Origin of the sequence: Mycobacterium sp., from assembly GCF_052144515.1 — a bacterium.
In the GTDB taxonomy this organism is placed as follows: domain Bacteria; phylum Actinomycetota; class Actinomycetes; order Mycobacteriales; family Mycobacteriaceae; genus Mycobacterium.
Genome location: NZ_JBKQQD010000411.1, coordinates 1 through 16040 on the forward strand (window position 1 = coordinate 1; position 16040 = coordinate 16040).

The window sequence follows — 16040 nt, forward strand, 5'->3', positions numbered from 1 at the left end:
CATGGTGCGCGAACTTCTGGGCATCGCCACCGGCGCAGAGTCAGAAGCGGTGAAACTTGCTGCAATCCGCGATGCGCTCGACCGGGCCGGCATCTCCGCGAAGCAGGCGCCGGAGCTATCCACCCCCGCCGTGCTGGTTCAGGATCAGTTGGATATCCCGCTCGGGATGGCGCGCGAGCGCGCTGACTCCTTAATCACCCTGATGCGTTCACCGGGTTCACCTGTCGATCGTCGCATCGCGGTCCGACAAATTTGCGTAGCCGCGCCACCGTTTCGTAGCTAACAAACTCCGCAACCATCTCGTCGCGGCGTGAACGCGGCGTCCCGGGGGCGTTTCGATTTCCAGCCGTACCGAGGGCGTGCCGTAGGCGCACCGGCAACGTCTCGGACGGGCCTCGAATGTGCTTGTGGTTTAAGCCAATTCCGCACCTGAGATGCCGTGGCGGATTGTTGAATTACGCCAGTAGCGATGCGAGTTCGGTGCGGGGCACTGTGACCTCGTGCGGCCCGTTGTTGTCCTGCACCACTTGGTTTTAGCCGAAGAAGAAGATCACGGCGTCGTCGGTTATCGCGAAGTTTTGGTACTTCGTCTCATCGAGATCGGCAGTCGGCGCATCCAATTCGCGCTGGACGATCGGGTTGAGCACCTCCAGCGGTTTTGTCCCAGGCTTGAACAGCGTGTCGAACCTGATCGGGGCGCGCTTGCCGAGGTCGAAGTTGAACGCCCGGAACGTGGTGTCCGGGTGGCCTTCATGGGCCAGCCCGGTGTCGTTGTCGATTTCGAGCACCAGGCTTTGGGTGCCCGAGTCACCCGTTCCCGAACGGTAAGTCTCGGCAGTGAGGTCGTACAGATACGGCCGACCGCGATTTTCCGACGGCCCGATCTTGGTGACCCAGTCGAGGAACGAATCGCGGTCCTTCTTCAGGAAGTCGTTCACCGCCTGCATATCCGGGTAGTCGAGTGGAAAGGTCATGTCGATCTGGTAGGTGGAGGTGGCGGCATGGACGTGGCAGGTCTGGTCGGGGCGGACCGTTCCGTTGAGGTCGGTACACGCCGACTGCCCCTGTGCCGCAACCGAAGGCGGCGCAGGTGATGTGGTCGCCGCCGCAGATGTTGCCGTCGATGAGGTCTGGTGCGCGATACTCCGCGTGCCGCACCCTGCCGTGCCGGCGACGACCGTTACGCTCATGAGTGCGATCAACGCGGTTCGAATCACGTTAGGCCGCCGCAAGTTTCAGCACCTGGTGGCTGTCGATGTCGGTGACGTAGACGTTGCCCGCGGCGTCCACCGCCACCTTTACCGGTTCCTTGAGGCCGCTGAACGGCAGCACGATCGGCGCATCCGCCCCGGCCGGCAACTTCAGCACCTGCTTCTGGTCGGCATCGACCACATACACGTTGCCGGCCGAGTCCACCGCCATACCGGTGAGGACGCTGTGGGGGCCTGGGCCGGACATCGCCGTGTTGAGCTTGAGCGGCAGCACCGTTTGGGTGTCCGCCCCCGGCGCTAACTTCAGCACCCGATTGCGGTCGCCCACGTACACGTTGCCGGCGGCGTCTACCGCCACTTCGTCGGCGAACAAGATGTTGGTGAACGGTAACAGTGTCGGCGCACGCGACCCCACCTCCGACTTCAGCACCTGGATAGGCACACAGCATCCCCCGTCTGGGAACACGCCACCACCGTAGAGGCCGTAGGCGTTGCCGGCGGCATCGATTGCCAATACCCCACCACGCAAGCTGGGGTTGGGCTGTGGCAACGGCAGCACGGTCTGGGTGTCCGATCCGGCGGCCAGCTTCACCAGTTTCTCGTTTCCGGTGTCGATCACCCACACGGCGCCTGCGGGGTCCGTCGTCAGTTGTGCATGAACGAACTGCGGCAACACGGTTTGGGCGTTCGACCCTGCCGGCAGCTTGATCACCCGGGTGGTCACGTTGGGGAACCCGTTGTCGACTTTGACCCGATGCGTGTCCGTTACGTACACGTTGCCGGCCGCGTCCACTGCCAGATCGCCGGGGGTTTCGAGGCCCGTGAACGGCAGCACGGTTTGTCGAGAGGCCGACGCCGTCGTCGGTGCCGTCGCACGCGGGGACTGCGATGTTCCGCTGCATCCGCTGACGCCGAAGGCCGCGACCAATAACAGAACCAGCGCTGCGATGAGGTGACGCATCAGCCCAACACCAACTTCACGACCTCGCCGAAGCCGCTGTTGTCGAGGGCGTACACATTGCCGGCACCATCCACCGCCACAGCCCTAGGTCCGTTGAGACCCTTGAACGGCAGCGCGGTCGAGTTGTTCGACCCGGCTGGCAGCTTCAGCACGTTCTTGTTGCCGGCGTCGGTGAAGTACAAATCACCGGCGGAGTTCACCACAAAGGGGCCGTCCAGGCCGCCCAAGGACCGCACGGTCTGGTCGCGAGAGCCTGCCGGCAGCTCGAGCATCCGGTGGTTGTGGGCGTCCGACACGAAGACGTTGCCCGCGCCGTCCACTGCCAGACCACCGGGCCACTTGAGGCCCGTGAACGGCAGCACGGTCTGCTCGTTGGATCCAGCGACCAGCTTGACGACCCGCACCTTGCCGTCGGTGACGTAGACATTGCCGCCGGTGTCCACCGCAACATGCTGGGGATTGTCCAGGCCCGTAAACGGCAGCGCCGCTTGCTCTTTAGACCCGGCCGCCAATTTCAGCACCCGGTTGTTGGCGCCATCAGCGACGAACACATCACCGGCGCCGTCCACCGCGACACCACCGGGCTTGTTGAGGCCGGTGAACGGCAGCACGGTCTGCTGATTCGACCCGGCCGCCAACTTCAGCACCCGGTTGCTCCAAGAATCGGTGACGTAGACGTCGCCGGTCGCGTCCACCGCCATGTCGCGCGGGTAGGTGAGACCCGTGAAAGGCAACAGAGTTTGTTGCGCCGGCGGCGGCGTCGGCCCATTCGATCGATCATTGGGCCCCTTCAGGACGGTGAAGGGCAGGTCCGCCTTGCCGATCTGAACAAGGGGATCCGGCGTAACCACAATCGCTTCCACACCACCCTTACCCGCGGTCATCGAAGCGTCGAGCGCAACCCGGTATCGCAGCGTCACGGACTTGCCCTTCGGCAGCTCCTGGACGTTCGAGTATGTGCCGAGGTAATCCATGCCCGAGCCCTCGGCCGGATGATCGACCTTGACCCAGCCCCCGCTGGCCTGGTCGAAGCGCTCGACGGTGCCCAGCGGGATCCCGTTCGGATAGGTCGCGCAACTGCAGTGCTGCAGCACCAGCACGACGCCCATCTGCGGGTAGTCGACCGCAGAGTTGTTGCAAACCGCCACATCGACTTCGGTCGGCGGGTCGCCCGGCTGGACCTCGCCCGACGTGATGCCGCTCAGCGCAACGGAGATCCTGCCGACCTCCGGCACCGGCTCAAACTCTTCGGCCGTCGGCACCGGCGCGGACGACGGGTTGACCTCGCACCGGCCGCCGTGGGCGCCCGCCGGGGCATTCGAGCTGGGTGCCGGCTTGCCGGGCGTGCTGGTCGAGCATGCGGCGACCGCTAGGAGGGCCGCCGCCGCAATCAAAGCGCGCTTCGTAAGTTGTTGGTGGTGTGCGGTTTTGGTCATGGTGGTTTCCTTTACTACGTCTGGCCCGGGTAGGGCATTGCGCTGATGACGCCGCCGCCGTTGACCGGCGGACCGAGCAGCACGGTTGAGGTGCCGGCCGCCGGGTTGTAGTCGATCAGTGACTGGCCGCCCCCGCACCCGGCCCGCGCTTGGAGGTCGAGATCGCCACCGTTTACGCCGACCACGACGACGCTGCCGCTTTTCACCTCCGGCACCGAGACCGGTGACGTGGTGCCGTCGGCGTTGAGCTTGGCGAGGTAGATGACGCCACACGCCCCTGCTGCCTGCAGGTACGTCCCCGCCGGGAGCTGCCATGCGTTCAAGTCGCCGTAATCGGGGCCCTTGTGCCCGTCGTTCGGCGCGGTGAGAGCGGTCGGTGTTCCGCCGTCGATCGGCACGAGCCACAGCTGTGACTTGGTGGAGCTACCGCACCGGGCGAGGGCGATCGTCGAGCCCGTGTCCCACCACCGCATCGGTGCGCACTCGGTCTGGCCGGCGATCGGCAGCGCCTTGCCGGCCACCGCGTCGTTGCCCATGAGGGCGAGACCGGTGCCCGTCCCCAGCACGAGTCGCGTGCCGTCCGGCGTGGAGAGATAGCCTTGAAAGTCCGGCCCCACCGGGTACGTCAGCTGGTGGTTGCCGGCCAGGTCGACTCGTTCGAGCGACCCAGACCCCAGGCCCTTCGGCGTCTCCAGCAGCACCGCCTTGCCGTCGGGGCGTGTATACCGCGGTGTGGGGCTGGTGCCTTTCACGGTGAACGTGGTCTTCGAGCCATTGCGCAGGTCGACCTGGGTGAGGACCGTGTTGCCGTTCTCAGACGTAGTGAACAGGGCGCGGGTCCCATCGCCCGACCAGTCGACCAACGACGGGCTTGAACCGTCGCCCGGCGGCGGGAAGGTGGTGATCGCATAGCGACCACCCGCGGGGTTGACCAGGTACAGCGTCGTGGCGGCCGTCTGGTACGTCGGCGAGCCAGGAGGCCGTGACTCGCCGGGGCGCAAGCCGGGAGCCGGGCTCCACATGGCGAGCATCCAGCCCGGACCGACCTGCGACCAGGGGACGGCAGCGAGTGCGGCCTCGACGCCGTGGGCGGCCATTGTCGGAGAATTGTCGGGCTCTGCGGATGCGATGGGCGGGCCGGCGATCATCGCGGCGACCGTCGCCGTTGCCGTCAACGCGAGCGTCGTCATCTTCATCCACCGTCCGAGCGGAGTGCGCCGACGAGGGGTGCGAGGGCCAGTGTGCGTCATGGTCATGTCGGTGTCCTTTGGGAATCATGCCTGGGTTTCGGTGCCGTGAGGCGTGTTCCGTAGAGGCTGCGGCAAACACCTTGCGCGTTTCTTGCGCGATTCTTGTGGCGGGTTGCCGACGCGCTCGGGGTGGCTTCCATGGCAAATAGGTGCATGGTTCGCTCGTCAGCGAGATACTGCGTCGGTGGCGGCGAACTCACGCGTCGGTACGACGTTCGGCAAGTACAAGATCACGCGACTGCTCGGCAAGGGCGGGGGCGGGGCGGTGTACGAAGCCTATGACACCGGCAAAGGACGAACTGTCGCGCTGAAGATACTCGCCGAAGAGTATTCCGACAGCGCCACGTTTCGGACACGATTCCAGCGAGAGTCGCAGGCGGCGGCGGTTCTGCAGGAACCACACGTCATTCCGATCCACGACTGGGGTGAGATCGACGGCAGTCTGTACATCGACATGCGGCTGGTGCAGGGGGAGACGCTTCTCGACCTGATCGCGGAGGGCCCGCTGGAGCCCGCGCGTGCGGTGGCCATCATCGGTCAGGTCGCCGCCGCACTGGATGCGGCACACGCCGAGGGATTGATCCATCGCGACGTCAAGCCGCAGAACATCATCGTGACCCCTGCCGACTTTGTGTATCTGGTCGACTTCGGAATCGCCGAGGCCAAGGGTGACCCCCGGCTTACGACGGCCGGGACCCAGATCGGCACCTTGAATTACATGGCGCCCGAACGGTTCAGCGGAGAGGTGACCACTTCCGCCGTCGACGTCTACTCGTTGGCGTGCGTGTTGTACGAGTCGCTGACCGGAGACCCGCCGTTCGCCGGTGACAATCTTGAGCAACTGGTGGCGGCGCACATCGCCGTGCCGCCCCCGCGACCGAGCGCGGCGAATCCGCGCGTTCCCGCCGCGCTCGACGACGTCGTCGCCCGCGGCATGGCCAAGCACCCCGACGACCGGTATGGAACGGCGGGCGGCCTCGGCCGCGCGGCACAGCGCGCCTTGGCAATCGGCGGACACAATCTCCGCGAGGTCTCGACGTCACCGGTCGCGTCATCGGCCGACGTGGACGGCACTCGACCGTTCGCGATGGGTACGCCGTCAACGTATGTGGGCCCGGCCCCTGGCGGCGAACCGGACCGCGTCACCGCAGCGGAGCCTCGTGACCGCGAGTCGAGTAAACGCAGGCGCAGGTGGGTGCTGCCGACCGTGATTGCGGTGGCGGCTCTGATTCTCGGGGGCATCGGTGTCGTCATCGGCCTACTGGTCCACGGGCGGACCGGGCAGCAGCAGACCCCGGCCGCGCGCGCCGCGCCGCCGCCACTGGTGACGGGACCCGACCTGAGCAGCCTGCATCAGTCCTGCGACCAGGGCTTCACTTTGCCGACCGCCACGGGCTACGGCACCCGCGCCGGACGGGGGACTCCCGAAACGTCATGTCTTTTCGCCAACAGCGTGCTGACGTCGTATTGGGCTGAATACGGCAACGCCAGTCCGCTACCGCGGGCGGTCTCGGCGTCGGGGGCCGTTGACTGCAAGGCCGTGCCTGGGGCACTCTGCAACGGTTCGAACTTCCTCATGCGCTGCCAACAGTACCCGGGAGACGGCTGGATCACCTGCATCGGTGGCAGCAGCGCGCGCGTCTACCTGTGGTGAGTGCGCGGGACTCCCGCGATCAGGGACCGCATCGGCCGGCCGGCAGTGCCGCTAAGTGGGCCGCCAGCCACGTGGCCATCTCGTTGAGGGCGGCGGTGCCGTCATCGAACGTTCCCGAGGCCGGCTGTGCGGCCAGCGCGACGGCGATCCTCCCGTTTGGGGCGGGCAGCACGCCCAGCTGTCGGACCAGATAGCCGCCCGGTGGTAATGGGCCCCAGCCGCCTTTGAACTGGGCGTCGGGTACGGTGCCGATGCCCCACTTCTGATCCGGTACGACCCGGCCCATTAGTGCGAAGATCGGCGCGTTTGCGTTGTCGCAGAACGCAACTGAAGTGAACCGCACTTGGTCGGTCAACGACCAGTCCGTTTAACCGAACGCAGAGAATTCCGGAAGCACTTTTTGCGACTGGACGGTCGTGAAGTCGCCCGTTTGCCTCAGGACGGCTTCAACCTTGCGCGCGGCGATGACCGGGTCTCCCAGACTCGCCCAGATCGATTCGGCTGCCGCATTGTCGGATTCGGTGATGGCAGCGGTCATCGCGTCGGTTATCGTGGGCGGGTTCTCTTCACGCAGCCGCGATGATCAACGGAACCTTGATCGTTGACCAGGCGGGTCCACTTTGCCAATCTCCCAACATGATTGGCGCTTGCCCATTGCCGACGGGGCTGACCGCGATGCCCACCACCGCCTGCAGCTTCGTTTCCAATCGGGCGAAGTCGGCGGTCAGCGCGGCCGAGGGTCGCGCCGTCGTGCGGCTGCCCAGGTGGTATCCGATGATCACGCCTGCCGCCAGCGCCATCGTCGTAAGCAGTGCGGCGCTGGCGATCAGCCACACATTCCGGCTTCGGGCGGACCGACGACGGCGCGCGGGCGGGCCGGCGCGACGTGACTGCGAACCCGGCGTGATGTCGTCCGGGTGTCCGTTATGCATGGCTGTCTCGGTGCTTACGCGGCCTGCGAGGTCGGGTAGCGCTGCGGCGTCACGTGCTTGACGATCGAGCACCGGCCGGTGGCTGTCAACGAGGGGTCCGGTGTACGCCCGGATGGTCGGGCTCGGTCGCGATTGGAAACTGGATATCCGTTAAACAACGCAAACCTGGGCCGACGTTCCACAATAGGTCTTCAAGCACTAGCTGAGCTGAAGGGATTGCTACCGCGATGGCCCACAGCGCTGTACGGTTTGGGGTGTTGGGACCGTTGCAGATGAGCGCCAACGACACTGACCTGCCATTGGGCGCGGCAAAGCAGCGGGCGGTGCTGGCTACGCTGTTAATTAATCGAAATCGCACCGTTCCGATTGACTCGTTGATCGACGCGGCGTGGCAGCAGAGGCCACCGCCGGAGGCTCGAGGGAGCCTGCATGCGCACATATCTAGGCTCCGCGGGCTGGTGAGCAGCGCTGGCGTAGATCCCGCCGCCGTTCTCGTCAGCGCCCAGCCGGGGTATCGGCTCAACGTGCCCGACGAGGCTTGCGACCTCGGCCGCTTCGCCATCGAACAAAGAGCGGGAATTGAGGCCGCTGCCGCCGGCCGGTTCGAACAGGCCAGCGGCCACCTGTCGGCGGCGCTGGCCGAGTGGCGCGGCCCGGTGCTCGAGGATTTGCGCGACTTCCCATTCGTGGACGCCTTCGCCGCCGCGCTGGCGGAGGACAAGCTAGTGGCAATAACCGTGCGGGCAGAAGCCGAGATAGCTTGCGGACGAACTCATTCCATAATCGGTGAGCTCGAAGCGCTTGTGGCCGAGCACCCCTACCGGGAACCGCTGTGGGCACAGCTGATAACCGCCTACTACCTGGCGGAACGCCAATACGATGCACTCGATACGTACGGCCGGCTGAAGACTTTGCTCGCCGACGGTCTGGGCATCGACCCCGGTCCTACATTGCGGGGGCTTCACCAGCGGATCCTTCGCCAAGAGCCGCTGGACGTCAAAAACGCGGCCCGCGCCACAGCTAAACGTGCTGCCGCGACCCTCCGGCGGCATACCAAAGTCGCCCAGGAGTCCGCCGTCGCACAGCTTCGCGACGCTGCCGGAAGTCGTTATCCGCTGCGAGGAGCAGCCACCAGGATCGGGCGCCTCTCCGACAATGACATCGTCCTCGACGATGACACTGTTAGCCGCTACCACGCGGTAATCGTCAACACCGGGAACAGCTTTGTCATCACCGATCTCCAGTCAGCCAACGGAGTCGATGTTGCGGACCAGCGGATTCGCACCAGCGCGACGCTGGCCGATGGTGACCGAATTCGCATCTGCGGCCATGAATTCACCTTCGAAATCGGTGCGAGCTGAGGATGGCCTCCCAGCTGTTGAGTTTGCAAATACACGATCACCGCCGGTGAGGAGGTATTGCTTTGCCACCGGCGGATCACGCCCGGGCTGATCTGGCGGCATGTAGCCCGGTGCCCGGGAGGTAGGGGAACCGTGCGGCCGGCGATGGTCGCAAGAGTTTGACAAGGGTTTTGTCAGAACCAGGCAACCCTCTACACGAATTCTGATCTCCCGTACGGTCAACCCACCACATGGGAGTCCATCGACATGTTCACCTCTCAGTTCTCCAAGCCCGTTGTCGGCACTGCCATTGCCGCCGCCATGCTCGGCCTAGCCGCCCTGCTCGCCGCCGGCACCGCCAACGCCGGCACGGCGGACGACCAGTTTTTGGCCGCCCTGCACCAGCAAGGCATCAGCTTCGGCAACCCCCAGTCGGCGATCAACGTCGCCCACCACGTCTGCGACGCCCTCGGCCAGGGAATGGAGCCCAGCCAGATCAGCCAGCAGCTGGTCACCCATAACCCCGGCATCGACCCGCAGAGCGCTTTGCTCATCACGGTCGACTCGGCGCAGTCCTACTGCAGGCAATACGTCCACCAGATGGCCAACGGCGCGACGGTGGTCGGCCCGAACCACTGACGGGCCTCACCCGGAGGGGAGTCCCATCGCCCATCTGGGCTGATGCTTTGACGGTGTTTCGGCTGACGATGACAGTTATGTCGACTGATCGTTGATGCGCGTGGCTCACGCCGGACGCTCTTCGGCGTGTTGCGTTACGCGCGTCGCGCGACCCGCTAGTTACATGGCGCGGAGTACTCTACCCCGGCGTCAACCCGGCGACCGGGGGCGATTCGTACGTGTACCCGAGCCGTACCGAGGGCATACCGGCAACGCACAGATTTGTTGTCTTGCAGGCGATTTGAGCCGTTTCAGCTAACCGTTTCGCCTGGTCGTCGAGGCGTTGGCTAGGGACTCATAATCCGTTGGTCGCGGGTTCGAGCCCCGCCCGCCCCACCTCAGAGCCCCACCTCAGAGCGTGTATTACCTCGGTTGATGCTTGACAGTGCTTCGGTGCCTACCGCGTCCCGGCGCTGGTGCGCTGGCCGGGACGCATCCCGGCCGGCTCGGTGTTGACCGGCATTGTCAGCCACGCCGACTGGTTCGTCACGCTGTTATCGACGGCAGGCGTGCCCGACATCGCCGAGCGGCTGCGCGCGGGTACAGACCTGAACGGCACGACCTACAAGGTGCACCTCGACGGGCACGACCAGTTGGCGTACATCACCGGCGAAACCGACGAGCCCCGCCCACGCACTTCTTCTATGTCTCTGACGACGGCGACCTGACCGCGCTGCGGTTCGACAACTGGAAGTTCGTCTTCCTCGAGCAGCGCTGCACGGGCACCCTGCAGATCTGGGCGGAGCCATCCGCTGAACTGCGCGTCCCGAAGCTATTTAACCTTCGGACCGATCCGTAGAAGCAGATTTGCTGTCCCACAGTCGATTTGGCAGGTTTCACCTGACCGTTTCATGGGTGCTTCTAATCCCGTGCCTCGTCAAACCTGGTTGGTGACAAACGGTAGTGTCTCTTGGCCTGCCAAGGCTATGAAGTTATATATCGGTGTCGTGTCGTAGGTGTAGTGAGCTGCATTGGGACCGGCCGCCAAGAACATCCCGCCGTTGACGATTGCTTCTGTTATGGAAATGATTTCGTCAACCGATGTGGTCGGGGACACGAGCTTCACTGCGTCACGGAGGATTGCGAAAATGTTTGGACTAGTTGCATTTTGGACGATGTTGTAGATTTGTGTCTCGATTACGCCCGGGCCCGCCTCGGCTGTCCACGGGTTGGGGCCGACAGGCGCATCCGCGTAGATATCGTTACCGACTCCTATTGTGTTGACGAAATCTCCCCAGAAATGGGTGACCGGCGTGAGTAGGTGTGGTGCAACGTCTGCCGGGGTCATGCAGGCCGGACCTGAAATGCCGCCCGTGACAACGCCGTCTACGTTGGCTGGCATCGGCCATCGAGCGAACTGGTTGCCTGAAGCGAACCCTGGTAGTCTGAGAGGATTCCCCCAAACGCCCACCGCGACAATACGATTCGCGATCTGAGGATTTAGCCATGCTATGGTGTGCAAGAATTGGCAAACGACGATAGCGCCCTGTGAATACCCAAGCAGGATAATGGAATTTTCCGGATATGACGGCGCACCATCTGGCGGATTGATTTGTGTGCAAAGCCTATTCAGCTCGGCGACACCATCGTCCACGCTTGGACCCATAGGAAACACGCTGGCCGGATAGTTACCGACAGGCTGCCAGTAGAACAGATCTGGAGACGCCGTCGCCAGTGCGGCAGCTACGCCAGCGGGTTGCGGTGACGCGGTGTTCCACATGTCGACACTGGATCCCGATACTGTCATCACTATGTGTGGCATCATGCACCTTTCACTTGTTCTGAAATGTGAACCAGCGCTCAAAGGTGGCCTTGCGATTGGCCTTACGAGGAATTTCTCGAGATCGTTGAGCTGGCCGTTGACCAGCGCGTTCATGGGAATCACCACGACGGGCCTACGCCGTGACCGGGCCCTTCCCAGATTACGCGGTCGACGATCAGCACGATATAACTCGATCGATTTGTCCGACTCGCGGGCCGCGGCAGCTTCGGCGTGGCGCACGAAGCTGGGGTAGACGCCCGCATAGCCGAGACCGCCACGCCGTCCGAATTCTTGTGGCCGTTGGTGCCGGGTTGCCCTCGGCCAGCAAGCAAAATGTCGGACAACAAAAGGGATATTTTCCATAAGCCGGGGCTGGGGCTGGCACATAATAACTGGCGATCAACGGACGACGGCCGCGGCAAGCAAACGTAATTCATAGGTCCGATACAGCGGCTCCCGACGACGAGGCGAGATGATGCCCACCAGGCGGCGGCTTCGGGTTTGGCGAGTATCCGTTCGCCGATCACCACGGCATGCGCAGTGGCGGCCAGAACGACGGGCGTGTTCGCCGATGTTCCGATGATGAGCGGGTTGGAGGACAGCGATGTCGTATGTGGTGGCGGTACCGGAGATGCTGGCTTCGGCGGCAACGGATTTGGAGCACATCGGCTCGTTGCTGAGTGCGGCCAATATGGCGGCCGCGGCCCCGACGACTGCGGTGGCGGCTGTTGCTGGTGATGAGGTGTCGGCGGCGATCGCGTCGTTGTTTTCTCGCCACGCCCAGGAATTTCACGCGCTGAGTGCGCAGGCGGCGGTGTTTCATTCTCAGTTCGCGCAGGCCTTGACGGGGGCGGGGGGCTCGTACGCGGCCGCGGAGGCGGCCAAGGCTAACCCGATGCAGGCCGTGCTGGGGGTGGTCAACGCGCCCACCGAACTGCTAATGGGCCGCCCGCTGATTGGCAACGGCACCAACGGGGCAGCGGGCACCGGCCAGAACGGCGGCCCTGGCGGGATCTTGATAGGCAACGGCGGCAACGGGGGGTCCGGCACGCCCGGAACGGTCTCAACAGCCCCAGGGGCTGGCGGGGCCGGCGGGGCCGCCGGGCTGATCGGCAAGGGCGGGGCCGGCGGGGCCGGCGGGGCCAACGACGGCTTCGGGTCCGCTGCCGCCGGCGGTCATGGCGGCACTGGCGGGCAGTGGTTCGGCAGCGGCGGGGTCGGCGGGCAAGGCGGGGCCGGCTACGGCAGCGTCCCGGGCGGCACAGGCGGCACCGGCGGCAATGCCAGGGGCTGTTCGGTACCGGAGGCGCTGGCGGCACCGGCGGGGCCGGCGCGGCCGGCACTAACGGCTCGGCTGCAGGCGTCGCCGGCGGCGAGGGCGGGATGGGCGGCACTGGTGGCAATGGCGGGGTCGGCGGGCTGTTCGGCACCGGCGGGCACGGCGGGGCCGGCGGGGTCGGAGGTCACGGCGGCGCCGGTGCAGACGGTTACGACGGTGACACCTGTGGCCCCGGGTTTTCCGGCGGTGGTGGCGGCTACGGCGGCGACGGCGGCGCCGGCGGCAACGGCGGCAACGGCGGCGAAGGCGGCCTCAGCGACAGTGGCTTGGGCTTCAACGGCGGCCAAGGCGGCCAAGGCGGCCAAGGCGGAGCCGCCAACGGCGGCGCGGCCGGCAACGGCGGCAACGGCGGCCAGGGCGGCACCGACTTGGGCTTGGGCGCCGGCCACAGCGGCACCGGCGGCCAAGGCGGCCAAGGCGGCACGGGCGACAGCACCGGCGCCGGCGGCAACGGCGGCAACGGCGGCCTAGGCGGCACCGCCAGCATCTACGGCGCCTCCGCCGGCACCGGTGGCATCGGCGGCACCGGTGGCAGCGCCGGCATCGACGGCACCACGGGCGGCAACGGCGGCGACGGCGGCCAAGGCGGTTTCGGCAACCACAGCGACGGCGGCACCGGCGGCCAAGGCGGCCAAGGCGGCAGCGGCGGGCCAAGCGGCACCGGCGGCGACGGCGGTACCGGCGGCCAAGGTGGTACCGGCGATCCGAGCGGCACCCCCGGCAGCGCGGGTAGCCCCGGCACCGCGCACATCGGAGCCACCGGCGGCGCCGGCGGCGCCGGGGGCGCCGGGGGGCCCGGCTAACTCAGGCACCCAGACGATGCGCCGACAGGTCAAACGAACTGCGCTGGCGCGCCCGGCCGCCGAAGGGCCCCGGGTGACCGGATCACCCCCGGGGCGGCTCCGCCTAGTAATCGGGCTAAAACGACTGCGGCGGAGGAAATCATATGGCTGACGGCGACATCAATTTGGCTGCGTTGTGGGTCGCGGACAGGACTGCCGCTTGCCCATCGTTTATTCACCGATAATGACCGCGAAACACCGGGAATCAACCGGATCTAGCAGGGTGTCGAGAGTGCGAAATCTGTTGCATGACAAAGCATGACATGACGCAACCGGACGCGTTTGGACTGACCGTCCGAGAATCCGTTGGTCGCGGGTTCAAGCCCCGCCCGCCCCACTTAGATACGCTGGCCAGAGGCGATATTGGCCGACAGGCGGCGCGCTGGGGGGCCCGATTTACCGTGTTTAACGGCCGGTGGGCGCGATCAGCGCCGACCGCCGCGTCTGGCCCGTCATGGATGACATACAGCGGGAGGCGATCCGCGCCGAGGGTTTAGACCTTCACAACCCCGCCGCGGTGGCAGCATTAGTTAGAGCTAGTAGGGCTGGAATTGGGCCGCGCTGATTGGAATCTTCGCCGTCAAAGGGCGGGGCCGACGCTATGCACACCGAACCGTGTGAGATCTGGATCCGACGGAAGGAGCGCCGGGAAGTGACAACCATGCGGTCTGTTGTCGCCGATACGATGGGCGAACCGTCCGAGGTTCTGCACCTGCAGACCCGCCCGATTCCGGAGCCCGGTCCCGGTCAGGTCCGGATCCGGGTGACAGCTGTACCCGTCCATGCCAGCGATCTGCATACCGTCCGCGGCAGATACGGATTCACCCCGGAGTTCCCCACCGTACCCGGAATCGAATCCGTCGGTGTGATCGACGAACTCGGTAGCGGCGCAGACGGTCTGACCGTCGGGCAACGCGTCATCACGATCGGAGTCAAGGGCACGTGGCAGGAGTATGTCGTTGCCGATGCCGCGCGGGTCTTGCCTGTTCCTGCCGGTATGAGCAGTTCCACGGCCGCTCAGCTTCTCAGCAATCCGCTCACCGCCGTGATCTTGACCGGTGATGAGCTCGATGTTCGACCGGGTGATGGCTCCTGCAGACCGCGGCCGGTTCAACCGTGGGCCAGTCGGTCATCCAACTCGGAGCGCACGTCGGCTTCAAGACCCTCAACGTGGTCCGCCGTCGATCCGCTGTCGAGGACATCCTCGCGCTGGGAGCCACCGCGGTGATCTGCACGGAGGATGAGGACCTGCGCGAACGGGTTGCCGACATAACAGGCCACGACGGCGTGTCCAAGGCCATCGACTGTGTCAGCGGTCAGGTAGGTGCGGACGTGTCGCGTGCGCTGGCGCCGCACGGTGAGCTGGTCGTCTACGGTGCGCTGTCCACGCACCGCCAAACCGATCCCGACAAACTCACCATCCCCATCTTCGCGCGCTCACTGATCTACGAAACCAAGACCGTTCGGGGGTTCTGGCTGTTCCGCTGGTTCACCGAGACCCCGAAGGATCGGATGGCCGCAGCGATCGACCGGACACTTCAGCTCGCCGACAGGGGCGCGCTGCGCGTGCCCGAGGGCCAGCCGATCCCCGTCGAAAAGTTCAGCGAAGCAGTCTATTTGGCCGAAGCCCCCGCACACGGCGGCAAACCGCTGCTGGTATTCGAACGGTAGGAGGCAGACGCTGCCCGTCGACGAGTAAGCGCGGCCCGGCTCACGGGCGGGGGCGGCGGCGGCCAAGGCGGGCGCCGGGCCGGTTGGGACGCATGGGTGTGAGCGTACTAGGCGGCCGCGTATTCTTCGGACGGGACGTAGTCGAGCAGGCTGCCCAGGCGACGGCCAAACCAGTCGACCCATTCCATCCTTGTGTATTCGTAGTCCGATCGAGGTGTCGGCCAAAGTGCTGTCGTAGGCTTCGCCGTCACTGCCTGCTGATGCCGCATTCCTCTCCAGCACAAGGGTTTACGCGAAAGCAATGTGGTACTGACCGGCATGACTTGTAATGGATCAATCCAAGCTCTTGGTGTGATAGCGCTGCCATAGGAAGAGGTGGCCACAGAGGACGCAACCAGCTCAACGACCGCCGACCGCGAAGCCGGCAAAGTCACCGCCTACGAACGCTTCGTCTGAAACGAAAGCTACCGGCAACGCCAGAAACCCGCCATCACCAAACGCCGGCTCAGATGGACGCCGTGGCCACGAAAAAGGACGCCCCGGCGATTCCTCGTCGATCCTGTGGTGGCTACTTGGAGATTTCGAGGAATTGTCAAAACCTGTGGATTGGCGCGTCGTGTGACTGCTGGTGGGCTACTGAATGCCAGACCGGATTTCGATTTGTCGCGTTGGGGTCCAGTAGTTGCGGCCGGGGGTTCAGCCTCGTGTGGGCGGTGGTAACCGGTAGCGGCGATCAGATCAAATCGGTGCCAAGGCGAGCTCAGCATGTATTCTTTAATGCCTTGCTCGACTCCACGCGATGACCTGCATAAGCAGACGGAAACCAGTCGACAACCCAGGCACACCTCTTCCTAACAGACCGCTCCTGCGCCACCCGTTTCACGCACCGGCGGGGATGATCGGCAGCAGCACGTGGGTCGGTGTGTCTGGTCCGGTGTGGATGGTGGTCATTCCATCGAAGATG

15 protein-coding genes and 2 pseudogenes are annotated in these 16040 nt (G+C 65.3%); 9 read left to right on the forward strand and 8 right to left on the reverse strand.

Features of this window, described 5'->3' with window-relative positions:
* Positions 1-283, forward strand: a 283-nt coding sequence (locus tag ACLP9N_RS27305) for a hypothetical protein (protein ID WP_442410300.1), incomplete at its 5' end; no start/stop codon positions are given.
* Positions 284-533: 250 nt separating this feature from the next.
* Here ACLP9N_RS27305 and ACLP9N_RS27310 read toward each other — a convergent pair.
* The 4 genes and pseudogenes from ACLP9N_RS27310 to ACLP9N_RS27325 all read right to left on the reverse strand — a co-directional run bounded on the left by ACLP9N_RS27310 (position 534) and on the right by ACLP9N_RS27325 (position 4798).
* The gene (locus tag ACLP9N_RS27310; protein WP_442410301.1) at positions 534-1190 is read right to left on the reverse strand and encodes an esterase; all 657 of its coding nucleotides are present in this window, start codon (positions 1188-1190) and stop codon (positions 534-536) included.
* 28 nt (positions 1191-1218) lie between these two features.
* Entirely contained in the window at positions 1219-2172 is a 954-nt protein-coding gene (locus ACLP9N_RS27315) for a hypothetical protein (protein WP_442410302.1), read from the reverse strand.
* Positions 2172-2912 (reverse strand): annotated as a pseudogene (locus ACLP9N_RS27320) (NHL repeat-containing protein); the annotation flags it as partial. The pseudogene ACLP9N_RS27320 and the gene ACLP9N_RS27315, both read right to left, overlap by 1 nt.
* Positions 2913-3622: 710 nt before the next feature.
* A complete protein-coding gene (locus ACLP9N_RS27325; RefSeq protein ID WP_442410303.1) occupies positions 3623-4798 on the reverse strand; it encodes a hypothetical protein in 1176 nt (391 codons plus the stop codon).
* A gap of 244 nt (positions 4799-5042) precedes the next feature.
* Between ACLP9N_RS27325 and ACLP9N_RS27330 the strand changes: the two genes are divergently transcribed.
* Positions 5043-6512 carry a serine/threonine-protein kinase gene (locus ACLP9N_RS27330; RefSeq protein ID WP_442410304.1) on the forward strand — a complete coding sequence of 490 codons (1470 nt, stop codon included), beginning with the start codon at positions 5043-5045 and terminating at the stop codon, positions 6510-6512.
* A gap of 19 nt (positions 6513-6531) precedes the next feature.
* Here ACLP9N_RS27330 and ACLP9N_RS27335 read toward each other — a convergent pair whose 3' ends face one another.
* From ACLP9N_RS27335 to ACLP9N_RS27345, 3 genes are read right to left on the reverse strand one after another with little or no spacing between them, the layout of a single operon-like run.
* Positions 6532-6867, reverse strand: a complete 336-nt coding sequence (locus ACLP9N_RS27335; protein WP_442410305.1) for a hypothetical protein — start codon at positions 6865-6867, stop codon at positions 6532-6534.
* Positions 6868-6879: 12 nt separating this feature from the next.
* Entirely contained in the window at positions 6880-7050 is a 171-nt protein-coding gene (locus ACLP9N_RS27340; protein ID WP_442410306.1) for a hypothetical protein, read from the reverse strand.
* 28 nt (positions 7051-7078) lie between these two features.
* Complete coding sequence (locus ACLP9N_RS27345; RefSeq protein WP_442410307.1) at positions 7079-7444, reverse strand: hypothetical protein; 366 nt, start codon at positions 7442-7444, stop codon at positions 7079-7081.
* A gap of 227 nt (positions 7445-7671) precedes the next feature.
* On the opposite strand from ACLP9N_RS27345, the gene ACLP9N_RS27350 reads away from it, so the two are divergent.
* From ACLP9N_RS27350 to ACLP9N_RS27360, 3 genes are all read left to right on the forward strand, one after another.
* Entirely contained in the window at positions 7672-8805 is a 1134-nt protein-coding gene (locus ACLP9N_RS27350; RefSeq protein ID WP_442410308.1) for a BTAD domain-containing putative transcriptional regulator, read from the forward strand.
* A 246-nt stretch (positions 8806-9051) separates the two neighbouring features.
* Entirely contained in the window at positions 9052-9423 is a 372-nt protein-coding gene (locus tag ACLP9N_RS27355; RefSeq protein ID WP_442410309.1) for a DUF732 domain-containing protein, read from the forward strand.
* 455 nt (positions 9424-9878) lie between these two features.
* Positions 9879-10130 (forward strand): hypothetical protein, encoded by a 252-nt coding sequence (locus ACLP9N_RS27360; protein WP_442410310.1) that lies wholly within the window; start codon positions 9879-9881, stop codon positions 10128-10130.
* Positions 10131-10339: 209 nt separating this feature from the next.
* Here the strand turns inward: ACLP9N_RS27360 and ACLP9N_RS27365 are convergent, their stop codons facing one another.
* Positions 10340-11338, reverse strand: coding sequence for a cutinase family protein (locus ACLP9N_RS27365; RefSeq protein ID WP_442410311.1), 999 nt, complete (start codon positions 11336-11338; stop codon positions 10340-10342).
* Between the two features lie 490 nt (positions 11339-11828).
* Between ACLP9N_RS27365 and ACLP9N_RS27370 the strand changes: the two are divergent.
* The 4 genes and pseudogenes from ACLP9N_RS27370 to ACLP9N_RS27385 all read left to right on the forward strand — a co-directional run.
* Positions 11829-12886, forward strand: a pseudogene (locus ACLP9N_RS27370) (PE family protein); the annotation flags it as partial.
* A 51-nt stretch (positions 12887-12937) separates the two neighbouring features.
* Positions 12938-13366, forward strand: coding sequence for a hypothetical protein (locus tag ACLP9N_RS27375; RefSeq protein ID WP_442410314.1), 429 nt, complete (start codon positions 12938-12940; stop codon positions 13364-13366).
* Between the two features lie 700 nt (positions 13367-14066).
* Positions 14067-14633, forward strand: coding sequence for an alcohol dehydrogenase catalytic domain-containing protein (locus ACLP9N_RS27380; RefSeq protein ID WP_442410313.1), 567 nt, complete (start codon positions 14067-14069; stop codon positions 14631-14633).
* A complete protein-coding gene (locus tag ACLP9N_RS27385) occupies positions 14576-15076 on the forward strand; it encodes a zinc-binding dehydrogenase (protein ID WP_442410312.1) in 501 nt (166 codons plus the stop codon). The genes ACLP9N_RS27380 and ACLP9N_RS27385 overlap by 58 nt, the downstream gene beginning before the upstream one ends.
* Positions 15077-16040: the final 964 nt, after the last annotated feature.

What these genes read in the sequence shown, in the direction of transcription:
- ACLP9N_RS27310 (WP_442410301.1), bottom strand. Translation starts at nt 1,190, where the DNA reads ATGAGCGTAACGGTCGTCGCCGGCACGGCAGGGTGCGGCACGCGGAGT.
- ACLP9N_RS27315 (WP_442410302.1), bottom strand. Translation starts at nt 2,172, where the DNA reads ATGCGTCACCTCATCGCAGCGCTGGTTCTGTTATTGGTCGCGGCCTTC.
- ACLP9N_RS27325 (WP_442410303.1), bottom strand. Translation starts at nt 4,798, where the DNA reads ATGACGACGCTCGCGTTGACGGCAACGGCGACGGTCGCCGCGATGATC.
- ACLP9N_RS27340 (WP_442410306.1), bottom strand. Translation starts at nt 7,050, where the DNA reads ATGACCGCTGCCATCACCGAATCCGACAATGCGGCAGCCGAATCGATC.
- ACLP9N_RS27345 (WP_442410307.1), bottom strand. Translation starts at nt 7,444, where the DNA reads ATGCATAACGGACACCCGGACGACATCACGCCGGGTTCGCAGTCACGT.
- ACLP9N_RS27350 (WP_442410308.1), top strand. Translation starts at nt 7,672, where the DNA reads ATGGCCCACAGCGCTGTACGGTTTGGGGTGTTGGGACCGTTGCAGATG.
- ACLP9N_RS27355 (WP_442410309.1), top strand. Translation starts at nt 9,052, where the DNA reads ATGTTCACCTCTCAGTTCTCCAAGCCCGTTGTCGGCACTGCCATTGCC.
- ACLP9N_RS27365 (WP_442410311.1), bottom strand. Translation starts at nt 11,338, where the DNA reads ATGAACGCGCTGGTCAACGGCCAGCTCAACGATCTCGAGAAATTCCTC.
- ACLP9N_RS27380 (WP_442410313.1), top strand. Translation starts at nt 14,067, where the DNA reads ATGCGGTCTGTTGTCGCCGATACGATGGGCGAACCGTCCGAGGTTCTG.